Source organism: Pseudoalteromonas sp. XI10 (assembly GCF_001469895.1).
Classification (GTDB): domain Bacteria; phylum Pseudomonadota; class Gammaproteobacteria; order Enterobacterales; family Alteromonadaceae; genus Pseudoalteromonas.
Genome location: NZ_LOPY01000051.1, coordinates 293,420 through 309,423, shown reverse-complemented (window position 1 = coordinate 309,423; position 16,004 = coordinate 293,420). Strand labels below are relative to the sequence as shown.

The following is a 16,004-nucleotide window of genomic DNA, read 5'->3' as shown; positions in this document are numbered from 1 at the left end:
TAGATCGTCAAGTAACAGGTGTTAACAAAATGGTAATTTATCATGGGTCTGAATTGGCTACAGGGCTAGCCTAGCGCGCTAAAAAAGACATAAAAAAAGGGCTTAATAAAATTAAGCCCTTAGTATTAGTTTTTGAACTGTTACTTGCTAGTCATGAAATCGATAGCAGCGCTGATCTCTTCATCAGAACAGTCCATACACGTACCTTTAGGAGGCATCGCGTTGAAACCGTTGATTGCATGGTCAAGTAGAGTGTCCATGCCTTTAGCAATACGCGGAGCCCAATCATCAGCTGATTTAGGTGCACCTAGTGCGCCAGTGCCATGACAAGCAAAACATGCTGCTTGGTAAACTTGTTCACCAGAACGAGGACCTGTAGGTTCAGCAGCGACCGCAGCTTTATCACCTTCTAGATATACAGAACCAATTGGCGCTAGACGCTTTTTAATTGCATCTTCAGTCAAAGAGTTGTCATACGCTTGTGCATATGCCGTTGTTGCTAGCAGTAATAATGCAGCTGATAGTTTTTTCATTTTGCCTTGCTCACTTCGATTTGAACGTGATCAATCACGATATCTGACGGAAATTAGAACGATTATAACGCTAAGCCACAATTTATAAAATGATCTAAAAGGCTTTTTCTTGAGAAAAACCGTCATTTTTTTGCGTTAGCGCAAGAAAAGCCAGCATTAAATACTGGCTCTTAGCTTGATGTTTAAGCAAGCTCTAATACTTTGTTGACCAATTTTTCGATACCCGCATCAGCATCTAAAATGCTTTGGGCCAACATATAGGCAGGGGTTGTGACCACTTTATGCTGAGGATCGACAACAATATCATTCACAGCACAGCTTTGGTGGGCTCCACCAAGTTGCTCGATAGCGGCAGCGGTGTCTGCATCGTTACCAATGGTTGTTTTTACACCTTTACCATAAATAAGCGGCAGCATGGCAGGAGCAATACACATATAACCAGCTGCTTTTTTGGCATCGACAAAGGCCTTCGCACTTGTCAGTACATCATCTTGAACTTGGGCATCTGCGCCTTTAACGGCAAAATCTGATAGGTTTTTCGCAGCGCCAAAGCCACCTGGTACGATCAAGGCATCGAATTCATCTACATTTAGCTCAGTGAGCGCTTTAATTTCACCACGGGCAATACGTGCGGCTTCAACTAGCACATTACGATTAGGTGTCATTTCTTCACCTGTTAGGTGATTAATGGTGTGCATTTGTTCTATATCGGGTGCGAAGCATTGATAGCTCGCGCCTGCTTTTGCGATATGTAATAAGGTTAATACGGCTTCATTGATTTCTGCGCCGTCGTAAACACCGCAACCAGCTAAAACTACAGCAACTTTTTTCATTTTTGAACTCTCCTTAATGCGACTAGCTTTAGTTTAACAAGGATACGAGCATGGCGACAAAATAAAAAATTTTCGTCGCTTGATAACTCGCAAAGCGTGATGAATAGCTGTTTATGCCTTTTTATAAATTACTAACGAAAAAAAAAGTATAAAGGATCGCTATGATCTTTGATCCATTATGCTAGAATACTCCTCCGGTTATGAAAAGGGATGTTAATTCGGTATCGAATAAGCAAAAGGTTATCGCTACTAAAACCGTTTTCCACATCGGACAAAAATAATAAAAAAAGAACGCCGTAATATCTTTTTTAAATCAAAACATGAACTTACTAAATTTTCCTAAATGTTTTTTCATTTTGGGAGAATTAACTCTGTCTGTTATCTACAAAGTTATCCACAGCTTGCTCTGTCATAAACCTTTATTGGTTAATAATTCACAGTCGTTTTCTTCATGGCCTTATGGCATGCTTACAAACAATTTAATGTTATTCAATTAGGATCCAATTTCACCATGGCTCAGATCCCTGAAAATCCACTTATTCTTGTAGATGGTTCTTCTTATTTATTCCGTGCATACCATTCGCCACCGCACCTTACTAACTCAAAAGGTGAAGCGACAGGCGCAATCTATGGCGTAGTTAATATGCTTAAGAGTTTGATCAAGCAATATGATCCGTCGCACATGGTGGTGGTATTTGATGCCAAGGGTAAAACCTTCAGAAATGACATGTACAGTGAATACAAAGCGAATCGTCCGCCAATGCCGGATGACTTACGCACACAGATCGCACCACTGCATAACATTATTAAAGCAATGGGTTTCCCGCTGATTAGTATTGAAGGTGTTGAGGCTGACGATGTTATTGGTACCTTTGCGCGTATAGCGTCAGAGCAGCAGCGTCATGTACTGATTTCAACTGGCGATAAAGATATGGCGCAGCTTGTTAATGAGCATGTTACGCTTATCAATACCATGACAGATAGCATTTCAGATCCAGAAACTGTGGTTGAAAAGTTTGGTGTTGGTCCTGAGTTGATCATTGATTACCTTGCTTTAATGGGTGATAAGGTCGATAACATCCCTGGTGTTGACGGCTGTGGTCCAAAAACAGCAGTGAAATGGCTACAAAAATATGGATCATTGCAAGGTGTTATTGATCATGCAGGTGAAATTAAAGGCAAGATTGGTGAAAAACTTGCTGCTGCACTTGATCATCTGCCACTTAGCTATGAATTAGCAACAATTAAGTGTGATGTTGTGGTTGAGTCAGATCTTGAAACCTTTAAGCTGCAAGAGCCTAATCGTGACGAACTGATTGCACTTTATGGTGAGTGTGAGTTCCGCCGTTGGTTAGCTGAACTACTTGATAACCCTAAAGACGCTGACACGCATTTAGATGTACCAACAGAAGCTAACGAACTACCAAAAGTTGCTGATGCGCACTACGAAACTATTTTAACTGAAGAGCAACTTGATACCTTAGTGGCGCAGTTAAATGACGCTGAATTATTTGCTTTTGATACAGAAACAACCAGCCTTGATTATATGCAAGCGCAATTGGTTGGTATGAGCTTTGCGGTTAAGGCGGGTGAAGCGGCTTATCTTCCGGTTGCTCACGATTACCCTGATGCGCCAGAGCAATTAAGCTTAGAAACAGTAATGGCAAAAATTGGCCCAATCTTAGCTGACGAAAACAAAGCGAAAGTGGGGCAAAACCTTAAATACGATAAAAGCGTGTTAGCAAATGCGGGCTTCGAGTTAAAGGGTATTAAATACGACACTATGTTGGAGTCGTATGTCTTTAATAGTGTAGGTAGCCGCCATGATATGGACTCGCTGGCACTGAAATACCTAGGCCACAAAAATATCAGTTTTGAAGATATTGCCGGTAAAGGTAAAAAGCAGTTAACGTTTAACCAAATTGAGCTAGAAAAAGCGGCGCCTTATGCTGCTGAAGATGCCGACATAACGCTACGTCTTCACCAAGTGTTATGGCCAAAAATTGATGCCGATAGCCAATTAAAATCAGTATTCGAAGATATTGAGTTACCACTTGTCACAGTGCTTTCTGATATTGAGCGTACTGGTGTTGCAATTGATAGCAACATGCTGGCAGCTCACAGCCAACGTTTAGGTGAACGCCTGTTAGAGCTTGAGCAAGAAGCTTATGATATTGCAGGTGAAAAATTTAACTTAGGCTCACCTAAGCAACTGCAAGCTATTTTGTTTGAAAAACTTGAGCTGCCTGTTATCAAGAAAACACCTAAGGGTGCACCTTCGACAGCAGAAGAAGTATTGCAAGAACTTGCTCATGATTATCCATTACCAAAAGTGATTATTGAGCACCGTGGTTTATCTAAACTTAAATCAACCTACACAGATAAACTTCCGCTAATGGTTGATGAGCGCACTAAGCGAGTGCATACCTCTTACCATCAAGCTGTAACAGCAACAGGGCGTTTAAGCTCAACGGATCCTAACTTACAGAATATTCCAATTCGTTCAGAAGAAGGCCGTCGAATTCGTGAAGCCTTTATTGCTGCACCTGGCCATAAAATTGTGGCTGCCGATTACAGCCAAATTGAATTACGTATCATGGCGCATTTATCACAAGATAAAGGCCTATTAACTGCGTTTGCGAATGGTTTAGATGTGCACAGCGCAACCGCTGCAGAAGTCTTTGGGGTTAGCCTTGAAGAGGTTACCAGCGATATGCGTCGTAAAGCCAAAGCGGTTAACTTTGGTTTAATTTATGGCATGTCGGCGTTTGGTTTATCACGCCAGTTAGATGTACCACGCCATGAAGCACAGCATTATATTGATAAATACTTCGAGCGTTTCCCTGGCGTACTTGAGTACATGGAAACAACTCGTGAAAAAGCAGCTGATAAAGGGTATGTAGAAACGATTTTTGGTCGTCGCTTACATTTACCAGAAATCAATGCCCGTAACGGCGCTCGTCGTAAAGCCGCTGAACGTGCTGCTATCAACGCCCCAATGCAAGGTACTGCTGCTGATATCATCAAAAAAGCGATGCTAAAAGTTCATCAGTGGGTGAACGCGCAAGCTGAAGGTTCAGTGAAGCTGCTAATGCAAGTGCACGATGAATTAGTGTTCGAAATTAAAGAAGAATCTGTGGACGACTATAAAGCTGAAATTTGTAAGCTAATGTCAGAAGCCGCGACTCTTGATGTGCCTCTGATTGTTGAAGCCGACAGCGGTGACAACTGGCAACAGGCCCACTAATAGTCGCAATAGATGAGAGCTGTCAGCTATCAGGTTAAAAGTTAGCGAGTTGCTAGGGGAAAGAGTAAAGTTAGTGAGTTACTTGACACAGATTGTAAGTTGTCTAGGGTTGCTAACTTGCTAACTTGCTAACTTGCTAACTTGCTAACTTGCTAACTTGCTAACTTGCTAACTTGCTAACTTGCTAACTTGCTAACTTGTTTATAACCCCAACTCCTGCAATCTCTTTACGTGTTCGCGATAAAGCTCAATAGGGTCAACTTCCCGAAAATTGTGCAAACCAATAAACTGATTAATCTCATCTAAGTGGTTCATTTCATAATCATCTTTGATGACATGTCCTAAATGACTGCTGCAGCGCGATACAAGGCCATCATCTTTTCCTAAAATAAGTAACGAACCAAGCAGTATGGGCAAGTCGGTTGGATCCAGTATATTGGTGAATGCTGCTGTACCACTCCACGAAAAATAATACACACCATTTTCGGCAACTAGCTGACCTTGCTCGCATTTATTTACCGGTAATCCTTCAGGGTATTTTTGATTAAATGCATGAGCACCCTGTGTACTTAAGCTATTTAATGCACCCAGTGTATTTTGTGGTAAATCACTGTTACCTGATAGTAGTGAAATAACACCACCGAATGCATCAAATATGAACCTCGCAGCATGTTCAGCTTGAGAATTTGCAGGTAGTTTTTGACTAATTAGATCAATAATGCCACTGCCATAGTTTGCACCACCAATACTAGTCACAGAGGCAATTAAATCAGGCCTGACTGAAGCAACATAGCGCACTGTTTGCGCACCTTGGCTATGGCCAATCAAGTTTACTTTTTTGGCGCCAGTCAGTGCTAAAATTGCTTTTACGCGAGTGAGTAACTGTTCGCCCCGTACTTCAGAGCTATTAATAGCCGAGACCGCTGGCGTGAATACCAAGGTACCCTCTTGGTTGAGACTTGTAGCAACATTATAAAAATAATCGAGGCCGAGTAGGTTATCGAATCCCATTAGCCCATGAACTAAAATTACCGGATATTGTGTCGTTGTTTTTTTTGCATGGCAGTAGGGGGTCATTAAAAAAAGTAAGGTAGCAAATAAAATTAAGGAGATTTTTTTCATACCTTTTACTCTTCTACTGCAATTTTTATCACTAACAAGCCTTAAAAAAGCCTTGTTTAAGTGTGCTTTTAATTCACCATACCCTAAATTACGGTTCGCTATAATGTTAGTTTTAAGTAAATAAGAAAAGAAGGTTTTAGTGTTTCGTTATATGTTTATCAATTTGTATTGTTTCTGCGGTTATGCAATTTATTTTTAATCTGGTATTTGCTAAAGTCCGCGCCGTCCTCATCCTGTAGGACATCCTGTTGATGATGCATCTGAAAGGATGCAACGTATTGATAGCTTCTCCCCAGTTTGCTATACCGGCTCACTCCTTGTTGAGTGAGTCGCTTTTTCTTTTCTTATCATGCAATTCATTGCACAAATATACGCAAGTGATACCATCAAAGTGATTCTCATTTACTTTCGAAGGAATGCGTTATGTTTAAATCTTTGGCAATTGCTGCCTTTTCATTATCGAGTATTTTAGTTGCCCCTTTAGCCAGCGCAAACTGGCAAGTTAATAATGAGCAAAGCAATGTGAGCTTTGTGTCTATCAAAAAGAATTCAGTTGCAGAAGCGCATCATTTCAAAAACGTGTCGGGTACACTTAACGAGCAAGGTCAATTTAAGTTGATGATCGATCTGACATCGGTTGAGACTCTGATCCCTATCCGCAATGAGCGCATGACCAAGTTGTTATTTGAGACAGCTAAATTCCCTAATGCAGTGTTAACTGCTGATTTAAGCAAAGCGCTGTTAACGCTAAAACCAGGTCAACATGTGCTTAAAGGTTTGAAAGCTGAATTAGACTTTCATGGCAACAAGAAAGAGCTAACAATTGATGTACTTGCCAATATGTCACCGAAAGGCGATGTTACTGTTTCATCGTTTACGCCGGTGATTATTAATGCAAGTGATTTCAAAGTAACAGAAGGTATTAGCGAGTTACAAAAACTTGCGGGTTTACCATCAATTGCGACAGCTGTTCCTGTAACATTTTCTTTGACGCTAGATAAAGAAAAATAATGCAATCACTTGCTGACTTAGAAGCCGCTCTTCAGGCACCCGATAAACCTTTTGATCAATGGCAGCCACAAAACTGTGGGCAAGTGCCTATATTGATTGATGCGCAAGGGCGGTGGTTTTATGCCGGCAGTGAAATAAAGCGCGAGGCAATGGTTAAACTCTTTGCCTCTGTGCTTTGCAAAGAAGCAGATAGTTATTTTTTAAAAACACCAGTCGAGAAAATGGCTATCACGGTCGAAGATGTGCCCTTTATTATTATTGATTGGCGCTTTGAAGAGACAGAACAAGGTCGAGCTCTTTGTTGCGTTGATAATTTACAGCGCGCTTGGTTGGTTTCAGCAAAGCAACCATTGGCATTATGTGAATTTGAAGGTGTCAGTGTGCCTTATCTTCAATTAGCACATGGCTTGGCTGCGAGGGTATCGAGAAATGTTTATTATCAGTGGGCCGAAATAGCCTGCTCAGACGAGCAGGGCTACTATATAGAATCATTAGCCAAGCGTTATTACTTGGCCTAAGCGATTAAGCTTCTGGCTGTTCGTCAGACTCAGGTGCTTGCGCTTCAATGGGTCCTAAGAACCACTCATCGAGCTTTTTAGCAACTTCAGGTAAGCCTGTGCCTTTTAGTGAAGAGAAGGCATGTACTGTAATATCACCATCTAAACTACTTAACTCACGACGAACTTGTAAAACTTGAGCTTTACGCGCGCCTTGTTTTAGCTTGTCGGCTTTAGTTAATAGTGCCAACACTGGAATTTCGCTGCCCACGGCCCAGTCGATTAAGTCACGGTCTAAATCTTTTAACGGGTGGCGAATATCCATCAAAACAACGATACCTTTTAAGCTTTGACGTTTTTGTAAGTATTCACCTAGCGATTTTTGCCATTTCTTCTTCATTTCGATAGGAACTTTAGCAAAACCATAGCCCGGTAAGTCGATAAGGCGTTTATCGGCATCAAGTTCAAAGGTATTGATCAGCTGAGTACGGCCGGGTGTTTTAGAAGTACGTGCTAACTTTTGATCTGTTAACGTGTTTAAAGCACTTGATTTACCCGCATTAGAGCGACCAGCAAACGCGACTTCAATCCCCGTATCAGCAGGTAAGCGTGAGATATCAGGTGCGCTGGTAACAAAGGACGCAGTATTGTATTTGATACGAGATTTGAGCACAGGCTCTCCTAGTCTTTTATAAAAAATAACAAACAGTGGCTAATTTCCACTTAAGGCACGTATTTTATACTATTAAAGCAGCATTCAAAAGCGTATTTAAGCGTGCTAAATTGGCTTTAAATTAGGAAAATTACTAGGTATAAACTTAATCTAAGTCAAATCCCTATAAATTATGAGCTTAATGTGGGCAGAAAACGTGCCAGAGAATTTATTATCGTGTAGAATATAGAAATCACAACATCCATATTGTAGATGATACAGGGTCGGAAACAGAGAATTCACCATGAAAAAAATAGCACTATCTTTAACTATATTGCTTGGTACGTTGTCAGCAAGCAACGCAACAGCATTTGATGGCGATGTAAACGCAGGTAAAGAGAAATCGGCAACGTGTGCGGCTTGTCACGGCCCAGACGGTAATGCACCGGTTAATATCTACCCTAAAATTGCAGGCCAACACGCAGATTATATCTATAAACAATTACAAGAGTTTAAATTAGGTATGACATCTGGCGGCAAAGAAGGTCGTATGGATCCAGTAATGAGTGGTATGGCTATGCCGCTTAGCGATCAAGACATGAAAGACCTAGCAGCTTACTTCTCTTCTTTAAATATGTCTGAAGGTACAACACCTAAAGATGTAGTAGAAGTAGGTCAGCAGCTTTATAAAGCCGGTGATGCTGAGCGTGGTATTCCAGCATGTGCTGCGTGTCACGGTCCTCGTGGTAACGGTACATCACTAGCTAAATTCCCGAAAGTTTCGTTCCAACATCCAGAATACATCAAGTCACAACTTGAAAAATTCCGTGATGGTACGCGTAATAACGACTTAAACGGTATGATGCAAGACATCGCTAAAAAGCTAACAGACAAAGACATCGAAGTACTTTCAAAATACTTAGGTGGCTTACACTAAAGTCTGATTGCGGGTAGAAATACTCCGCAGTAATATGTGATTAGTGTGAAAAAAGCAGCGCAAGCTGCTTTTTTTGTATTTAAACCATGTCGAAATCTCCCACGCCTTTGTGAGACATTGTCCATATCGAGCTGTAAGCTAAATCTTATTTTTATTTCAATTTTATAGATAACTCTTTGTTATTAAATAAGTTGGGCTTGTTGCAATATCTTATCTGTAAGAAAAATTATATAAATCAGTTGTAACAAAATTATTAATGAGTAAATTAACCACTGTCGCTGAGACAGCAAAAACAACATGGACAATGTAATAAGGAAAGTGACTGCGGCAAGTCTTTAGGGGTTGACACTGGTTAGGTGTCCTAAAGGAAATAACAAAAAAGCGTCAGGATTGACCGAGAATAATAAAAGCTCATGGAAGTTTAATAATAAAAACAAAATGGAATGCTACACGGAAGGTTAAAACAATAACAAAATGGATAAACAATAATAATAAAAATAATAAAGACTAAAAAGTCGAAGGGAGAAGTGTCCAGATAATTGGCGCTCAGATTAGTAGGCGGTAGAGATGTTTTCTCTACCGCCTTTTTATTTGTCCTGTTACAATAGCCACCGTTTGTACTAAAAGTATGAAAAGTGCGCAGTTCGTCAAGTTGACCAACCACATCCGCACATCGAATTCTTCTGGTTATGCCAGCATTACAATGCCACAAAGGCGTTGTGCACAACCTCTTAAGTGAGATGATCAAGATATGAGTAGAAAGAAAAAGTCGCGTAAAATTCCATCGAATGGTCCTGTACGTCTGAGCAAAGAAAAGCTTAGAGAGATGCGCGCGTTAAAAGAGCAGCGAGTTAAAAAGACCAAAGGTGCTAAACCTGGCTCTCGAAATGCACCTGATGCACAAAATGCAGAAAACACTGCTGCAAACAATCAACCTAAAGATAAGCGTGTTGGTAGTAAAAAGCCGGTTTCTTTAGTTGCGCCTAAGGCTGAGCCGAAAGTTGAAATGAAACGCAACTTAAAACCTATGGTTGAGCTTAAGAAAGTGGCTGAGCCTGAGTTAACGCCAGAGCAAGAGTTAGAAGCGCTAGAGAATGACGAGCGTCTACTTAAGCTGGTTGAGCGTCATGAGCGCGGTGAGTTATTAACAGGTAAAGACGCTAAGTACTTCAATAGCCGTATTGCTCGCCACCAAGCACTGTGTGAGTTATTAGGCATTGAAGATGAAGACGAGTACGAAGATGACTTTGAAGATGATTCATTTGATGAAGGTGAATCTGACTTCGATAAGTACTTATCTGATGACTTAGCCAATGAATGGTTTGATGACGAAGATGAGGATGAGCGATGAGCACAACCTTGATTATTGCCATCGTAATTGGTGCGGCAATTATCGCAGGGCTTGCGTTTTATGCAGGGCAACTTCTGTATAAATTAAAAGAGCAAAATAAGCTTATCGCCAAGAAGCAAGCTGAGCATGAGCAAAAGCTTGCGGCATCAAAAGCAAAGCGTAATGCAAAGTTAGCCGATAGCATTCATTTAATTGCCCGTGCAATGAATGAAGAGCAATGTGAGTTCTCAGAAGGCTGCTTACGTATTTGGGTGCTGATCTCTCAATACAGCTTTGCAGAAGAGTTTGAGCTAAGTGAGCGCTACCCAGGCATATTTAAAATGTACGAAGTTGTAAAAGATATGCCAACGCACGATGCCCGTAAGAAATACTCTAAAAAAGAGATTTTTAAAATGGACACTACCCGCTGGCGTGCTGAAGAGCAGCATAGCGATGAAATTAAAGCGGATTGTGCACGTATAATTGAAGAGTTTAAAGCCGCTCCAGGCAGTGAAAACGTAGTATTCAATTAAGTTGACGTATCGTTGAATTAAACAAAATAAAAAGCAGAGCCTAGGCTCTGCTTTTTGTTGGGCGTGATGATATCAAATAACTCGTGAGAAACGAGTTTGCTTGATTTGTTGTTGTAGGTGCGCATCAAAGCACATACAAATAATACGAATAAATAAATTACCGCGAGCTGTTACTGTGATCTTATCTTGGCTAACAGACACCAAGCCATCAGCTAGTAATGGGTCGAGTGCCTGTAGTGCCTCGCAGAAGTAGCTGGCAAAGTTAATATTAAACTGTTTTTCGATTGCTGGAATATCCAGCTCAAACTGGCAGATTAATTGTTTTATAACCGCTGCACGTAATGTATCGTCATCAGTTAAAGCAACACCTTTACAGATTGCACTGCCAAAGCCTTCTTGCACGGCTTTGTAATAGTGCTTTAGCTCTTTTTCGTTTTGTAAGATGGCATTGCCTATTTGCGAAATAGATGACACACCCAAACCTAATAAGTCACATTGGCCATGCGTTGTGTAACCTTGGAAATTACGATGTAATTGGCCTGCGTTTTGTGCAATTGCCAATTCATTGTCTTTGCGGGCAAAGTGATCCATACCAATAAACTGATAACCCGCCGCTAACATCTGCTCAAGGGTATTTTTGAACATAGTGAGCTTATCGCCCGCAGATGGTAAGTCAGCATCTTTAATTTTACGCTGTGCAGCGAATCTGTCTGGTAAGTGAGCATAGTTAAATACCGACACGCGATCAGGGTTTAACTCAATCAGCTGTGCAATTGTCTCTTTAAAGCTCTCTGGTGTTTGCAGTGGCAAACCGTAAATCATATCGGCATTAATAGATTTAAAGCCAAGTTCACGAGCCTCACTAATCAAACCTTTTACAGATTGCACGCTTTGCGGGCGATTAACTGCCAGTTGCACATCATCATTGAAATCTTGAATACCAAATGAGACACGATTGAAGCCAAGCTGACGTAGGTGTACTAGCATGCCATCAGCTAAAGAACGAGGGTCAATCTCAATACCGCGCTCAGCATCATCAGCAAAATTAAAATGCTGCTCAACCAATGCCATTAAGCGGCTCATTTGCTCTGCCGATAAGAACGTTGGCGTTCCACCCCCTAAATGCAGTTGCTCAACGTTATAATCGGCAAAAAGCGTTGCTTGCTCAGCAATTTCAAGCGCTAAATTATCTAGGTATAAATCGGCTTTAGATTGATGACGAGTGATCACCTTATTACAACCACAGTAATAACAAAGCTGACTGCAAAAAGGGATATGGATATACAAAGATAAAGAACGGCTTTTCGACGCCGCAATCGCGTTAATCATATCTTGTTGGTTATAACCGTCAGCTAAAGACAATGCTGTTGGGTAAGATGTATATCGAGGCCCAGAAATATTGTACTTGTTGATCAGAGATTGATCCCAGCTTGGTAAATTTATCACAGTCAGCACTCCGCAATTGATTGAGCGGCTATTTTAACGAGTTTAGTGATTTAGCTATTTGATCTAGAACAATGTCGGAGGCTAGAAACTAATCGGCATGCTTTAAGGTCGTTGTAAAAACAAAGAGTTTACTATTTGAGCAGTTGATTTAGTGATTGTTAAAATAAAAGGTTTTGCTAGTGACAAGGTTACAAAAACTTTTTATACTGCATCCCGCTTTAGTCAGTTAAACCTGCTAAACGCATCAAAAAATTTAGCTTTCGCTAATACAATGGCCCCTTAGCTCAGTTGGTTAGAGCACACGACTCATAATCGTTAGGTCCCCAGTTCAAGTCTGGGAGGGGCCACCATTTTCTCTCTGTAAAAATCCTAAAACCCAAAAATCAAAGCTTAAATCTATCTTAAATAGCTGCGTTCCACTATTGTTCCCCTCTTTTTTATCTTTAAAATTCAACGAAATAAAATTATTTTTAATTTTTTAAAAATATTTTGTCAGGTTTTCTGTGTTTGTCTCGTCTATAGCTGCAAATGACACGAAGTTGTTCTATTCGGTGGTAGCAATAGGCAGTGTCTTATGTATCTATTTTTACGAAAAGGACAAACTCATGACGACTACAACATCAACTGTGAATACGCTAAAACTTGATTCAACAAATGCACCATTTAGTGATGCTGCTCTTTGGTTAAAAGAAGGTTGGGGGCTATTTAAAAAAGCACCGTTTAAACTTTTTTTACTTATGACGCTGTTCGCTATTGTGCCAGGTTTAGTGCAGCTATTACCTGCACCTACAGGTTTAACGGTATCAAAGTGGTTAGCGCCTATGTTAATGGCAACGGTGTGGCCTTTGTTATTTAACCTGAATAATCAGCAAGGCTTTTCATTTAATCACAATGCAACATGGGCTAAGTGGGGGCGAGTTGCCGTGTGGTCAGTTGTTGGTATTTTACTGGCGCTGGTGCAATTTGCAGTAGGGAGTGCTTTGATTGGTAGTGAGCAGTTATCGGCTTTATTGTCAGGTCAGTTTGTTGATGTTGAGCGCTGGCGCGTAGGGGTCATGTTTGTATCAATTGTTCCTGTAAATATGTTGCTTATGTTTGTGGTACCTCTGTTACTTTTAAACAATGCTTCGCTTAGTGCAGCTGTTAAAGAAGGCATTACAACGGCACTAAAGGTGATTAAACCATTAAGCATGCTTTGTTTGATTAATATGCTCGTTACCTTTACTGCCCCTTATAGTCTTTTACCTATGTTGTTGGTAGGGCCGGTGTTAGCATGTACCTACTTTTGTGCCTATAATCGTTTGTTCAAATAATAATAAAAACACGGAAGTACAGTGAAAGCTGATGTTCAAATAAACACATTGCTGAATGAATACGCGCCGCTGTTGGCGCGTGTTGCTGCAACCTACGAGATCAATCAAGCGCTACAAGATGAGCTAATTCAAGAGATGTCGCTGGCTGTTTGGCGCGCTTTTGAAAGTAATGACTCATCACCCGATGTTGCCTTTCGTGGCGATGCCAGCATAAAAACCTATATTGCCCGAATAGCTCATAATAAAGCGGTTGATCATGTGATAAAAGAGCAAAACCGCAAAGAGGTGGCAAGCTCTGAAAGTATTGATTACACCCAAGCCTTAAGTGCGCATAAATCACCAGACGACAGTTTAGATTTAATGGCTGCCCTTCGTAAATTAACGCTGAAATACCGACAGGTGCTTGCCTTACAGCTTGAAGGGTTTAATCAAAGTGAGATAGCTCAAACGCTGGGACTGTCTGAAGACGCGGTTGCTAAACGTGTAAGTAGGGCAAGACAACAACTTGCGAGCCTAATGGAGTAAATAACGTGGATAAATTCGAAGCAGATGATCAATTAGCTAAGTGGCAGCAGGCATTCGTGCAGGCAACGCCGAAAGTGGATAGTGCAGCGTTAATAGCACAAACACAAAAGTCGCGAACTAAGTTAAAGCTAAAAGGGTTAATCGACTCATTTTTAGGTGTTGTGGTAACCGTATTTTGTATTTACGCCATGTTGTTTGAGGCAAAAAATACCTATGAAACCATTATGTTTGCGCTATTAGTACCTATTCCTTTAGGTTTTGGAATTTGGTCATACCGTTTAAGACGAAAGCTTTGGCGAGCAGAAACGCTAGACGTCAATGCAATGCTTAATTTTAAAGAGAATCAGCTGAAGCACCAAGTTCATTACTGGTATGTGAGTTTTATTGGCTGCGTTGTGCTTTGGTGTGCTTTGCTAATCGTTGCCTTGTTTAATATGGTTATGTTTAAAACATACAGCCTATGGCTTATCCAGCTAGGTATAAATGGTATTATCGTGCTGGTTGTTTATATACGCTATAAAAAACTAAAAACTCAGCTAGCTGTAGCGCTTGAGAGTATTCAAGCGATGCGCTGATGAGCGACTTGACGAGCTATTCCTAAAACTTATATAACTTACTATTCAAATAATATTAAAGGATATAGAGATGGAAGTTTTATACAGTATTTTGTTTTGGGGATCGCCTGTCGGCTTAGGGTTGTTCTTTTTCTTATCGTGCACGGGGGCTGGGATACTTTTCTGGGGTATTGCGCAGCTTAAGAAAGCCTCATCAAATTAAAAAGCCGATGTGTGAACATCGGCCTTATAATTTGTCTGACTATTTGTAACCGTTCGGGTTATTGCTTTGCCAGCGCCATGTATCTTGCATCATCTCATCGATACCACGCTCAGCTTGCCAGCCAAGCTCTTTTAACGCTTTTTCTGGAGCTGCGTAGCAAGCTGCAATATCGCCCGCTCGACGCGGCGAAATTTGGTATGGTACGGCTTGACCGCTGGCTTTCTCAAAAGCGGTAACCATTTGCAGTACTGAATAACCATTACCTGTGCCTAGGTTAAATACGTGCGCACCTGTATCACTTGCAATTCGGTTCAGCGCTTTTAAGTGACCTAATGCTAAATCAACGACATGGATATAGTCACGAACACCTGTACCATCTACAGTATCGTAGTCATCCCCAAATACACCTAGCTTTTCCAGCTTACCCACAGCTACTTGCGAAATATAAGGTAATAAGTTGTTAGGAATACCATTTGGGTCTTCACCAATAAGACCAGACTCATGTGCGCCGACAGGGTTAAAGTAACGTAGGATAACAAAGGCAAAGCGTTCATCTGATTTTGCGATATCTTGTAGCATCATCTCTACCATAAGCTTTGATGTGCCATACGGGTTAGTCGTGCCGCCAACTGGGAAGTCTTCACGAATTGGCAAGCTTGCAGGGTCACCGTAAACCGTTGCTGATGAGCTAAATACTAACTTAAATACGCCAGCATCACGCATAGCATCAACCAGAGTCAGTGTACCTTGTACGTTGTTTTGATAATACTCGATAGGTTTTACAACCGATTCACCAACCGCTTTTAAACCTGCGAAGTGAATAACACTATCAATAGTATGTTCACTGAAGATTTTGTCTAAGCAGGCTCTATCTAAAATATCACCTTGATAAAACGTGACGTCTTTGCCTGTTATTTTTTTTACGCGAGCCAATGACTCATTTGATGAATTGCTTAAGTTGTCGAGTACAACAACGTCAGAGCCTTGTTGTAATAACTCTAATACGGTGTGAGAACCGATGTATCCGGCTCCGCCGGTGACTAAAATGGTCATAAAATATCCATGAACTATACCTGGTTGAATTAGCCTTATTTCATCACATTTCGGCCTAAATTACATGAATTAATTGTGATTTACGGCGATAAAGCAAAAATATGAATCGCTTGTTTTTGATTACATTTTGCACCATATTGGTTACACCTAAGTGTTTAGATATTAAGCTATAGTTAATTGTCAGCAGCTAAAATT

15 protein-coding genes and 1 tRNA gene are annotated in these 16,004 nt (G+C 40.8%); 10 read left to right on the top strand and 6 right to left on the bottom strand.

The window, feature by feature from the left end:
- Nucleotides 1–140 precede the first annotated feature (140 nt).
- Both AUR67_RS15715 and elbB read right to left on the bottom strand, forming a co-directional pair.
- Complete coding sequence (locus AUR67_RS15715) at nucleotides 141–533, bottom strand: c-type cytochrome (protein ID WP_054554118.1); 393 nt, start codon at nucleotides 531–533, stop codon at nucleotides 141–143.
- Between the two features lie 182 nt (nucleotides 534–715).
- On the bottom strand, nucleotides 716–1,366 hold the full coding sequence (elbB, locus tag AUR67_RS15710) for an isoprenoid biosynthesis glyoxalase ElbB (protein ID WP_058585963.1): 651 nt from the start codon (nucleotides 1,364–1,366) through the stop codon (nucleotides 716–718).
- Between the two features lie 511 nt (nucleotides 1,367–1,877).
- Here elbB and polA point away from each other — a divergent pair.
- A complete protein-coding gene (gene polA / locus AUR67_RS15705; protein ID WP_058585962.1) occupies nucleotides 1,878–4,613 on the top strand; it encodes a DNA polymerase I in 2,736 nt (911 codons plus the stop codon).
- A 201-nt stretch (nucleotides 4,614–4,814) separates the two neighbouring features.
- On the opposite strand, the gene AUR67_RS15700 is transcribed toward polA, so the two are convergent.
- On the bottom strand, nucleotides 4,815–5,735 hold the full coding sequence (locus tag AUR67_RS15700; protein WP_058585961.1) for an esterase/lipase family protein: 921 nt from the start codon (nucleotides 5,733–5,735) through the stop codon (nucleotides 4,815–4,817).
- A gap of 423 nt (nucleotides 5,736–6,158) precedes the next feature.
- Here AUR67_RS15700 and AUR67_RS15695 point away from each other — a divergent pair, with 423 nt between their 5' ends.
- Nucleotides 6,159–6,746 (top strand): YceI family protein, encoded by a 588-nt coding sequence (locus AUR67_RS15695; RefSeq protein ID WP_058585960.1) that lies wholly within the window; start codon nucleotides 6,159–6,161, stop codon nucleotides 6,744–6,746.
- On the top strand, nucleotides 6,746–7,264 hold the full coding sequence (locus tag AUR67_RS15690) for a DUF1285 domain-containing protein (protein ID WP_058585959.1): 519 nt from the start codon (nucleotides 6,746–6,748) through the stop codon (nucleotides 7,262–7,264). The genes AUR67_RS15695 and AUR67_RS15690 overlap by 1 nt, the downstream gene beginning before the upstream one ends.
- A 4-nt stretch (nucleotides 7,265–7,268) precedes the next feature.
- On the opposite strand, the gene yihA is transcribed toward AUR67_RS15690, so the two are convergent.
- Complete coding sequence (gene yihA / locus AUR67_RS15685; protein ID WP_054561154.1) at nucleotides 7,269–7,916, bottom strand: ribosome biogenesis GTP-binding protein YihA/YsxC; 648 nt, start codon at nucleotides 7,914–7,916, stop codon at nucleotides 7,269–7,271.
- Between the two features lie 283 nt (nucleotides 7,917–8,199).
- Here yihA and AUR67_RS15680 point away from each other — a divergent pair, with 283 nt between their 5' ends.
- From AUR67_RS15680 to AUR67_RS15670, 3 genes are all read left to right on the top strand, one after another.
- Nucleotides 8,200–8,832, top strand: a complete 633-nt coding sequence (locus AUR67_RS15680) for a c-type cytochrome (RefSeq protein WP_054561153.1) — start codon at nucleotides 8,200–8,202, stop codon at nucleotides 8,830–8,832.
- A gap of 751 nt (nucleotides 8,833–9,583) precedes the next feature.
- On the top strand, nucleotides 9,584–10,183 hold the full coding sequence (gene yihI, locus AUR67_RS15675; RefSeq protein WP_058585958.1) for a Der GTPase-activating protein YihI: 600 nt from the start codon (nucleotides 9,584–9,586) through the stop codon (nucleotides 10,181–10,183).
- Nucleotides 10,180–10,695, top strand: a complete 516-nt coding sequence (locus tag AUR67_RS15670; RefSeq protein ID WP_058585957.1) for a DUF2489 domain-containing protein — start codon at nucleotides 10,180–10,182, stop codon at nucleotides 10,693–10,695. The genes yihI and AUR67_RS15670 overlap by 4 nt, the downstream gene beginning before the upstream one ends.
- Before the next feature lie 72 nt (nucleotides 10,696–10,767).
- On the opposite strand, the gene hemN is transcribed toward AUR67_RS15670, so the two are convergent.
- A complete protein-coding gene (gene hemN / locus AUR67_RS15665; protein ID WP_058585956.1) occupies nucleotides 10,768–12,141 on the bottom strand; it encodes an oxygen-independent coproporphyrinogen III oxidase in 1,374 nt (457 codons plus the stop codon).
- Nucleotides 12,142–12,414: 273 nt separating this feature from the next.
- On the opposite strand from hemN, the gene AUR67_RS15660 reads away from it, so the two are divergent.
- From AUR67_RS15660 to AUR67_RS15645, 4 genes are all read left to right on the top strand, one after another.
- Nucleotides 12,415–12,491, top strand: a tRNA-Ile gene (locus AUR67_RS15660).
- Nucleotides 12,492–12,746: 255 nt separating this feature from the next.
- Nucleotides 12,747–13,454 carry a hypothetical protein gene (locus AUR67_RS15655; protein ID WP_058585955.1) on the top strand — a complete coding sequence of 236 codons (708 nt, stop codon included), beginning with the start codon at nucleotides 12,747–12,749 and terminating at the stop codon, nucleotides 13,452–13,454.
- Nucleotides 13,455–13,475: 21 nt separating this feature from the next.
- Nucleotides 13,476–13,979 carry an RNA polymerase sigma factor gene (locus AUR67_RS15650; RefSeq protein WP_058585954.1) on the top strand — a complete coding sequence of 168 codons (504 nt, stop codon included), beginning with the start codon at nucleotides 13,476–13,478 and terminating at the stop codon, nucleotides 13,977–13,979.
- A gap of 5 nt (nucleotides 13,980–13,984) precedes the next feature.
- Complete coding sequence (locus tag AUR67_RS15645; protein ID WP_058585953.1) at nucleotides 13,985–14,554, top strand: hypothetical protein; 570 nt, start codon at nucleotides 13,985–13,987, stop codon at nucleotides 14,552–14,554.
- A gap of 241 nt (nucleotides 14,555–14,795) precedes the next feature.
- Here AUR67_RS15645 and galE read toward each other — a convergent pair whose 3' ends face one another.
- Entirely contained in the window at nucleotides 14,796–15,809 is a 1,014-nt protein-coding gene (galE, locus tag AUR67_RS15640) for a UDP-glucose 4-epimerase GalE (RefSeq protein WP_058585952.1), read from the bottom strand.
- Between the last annotated feature and the right edge of the window lie 195 nt (nucleotides 15,810–16,004).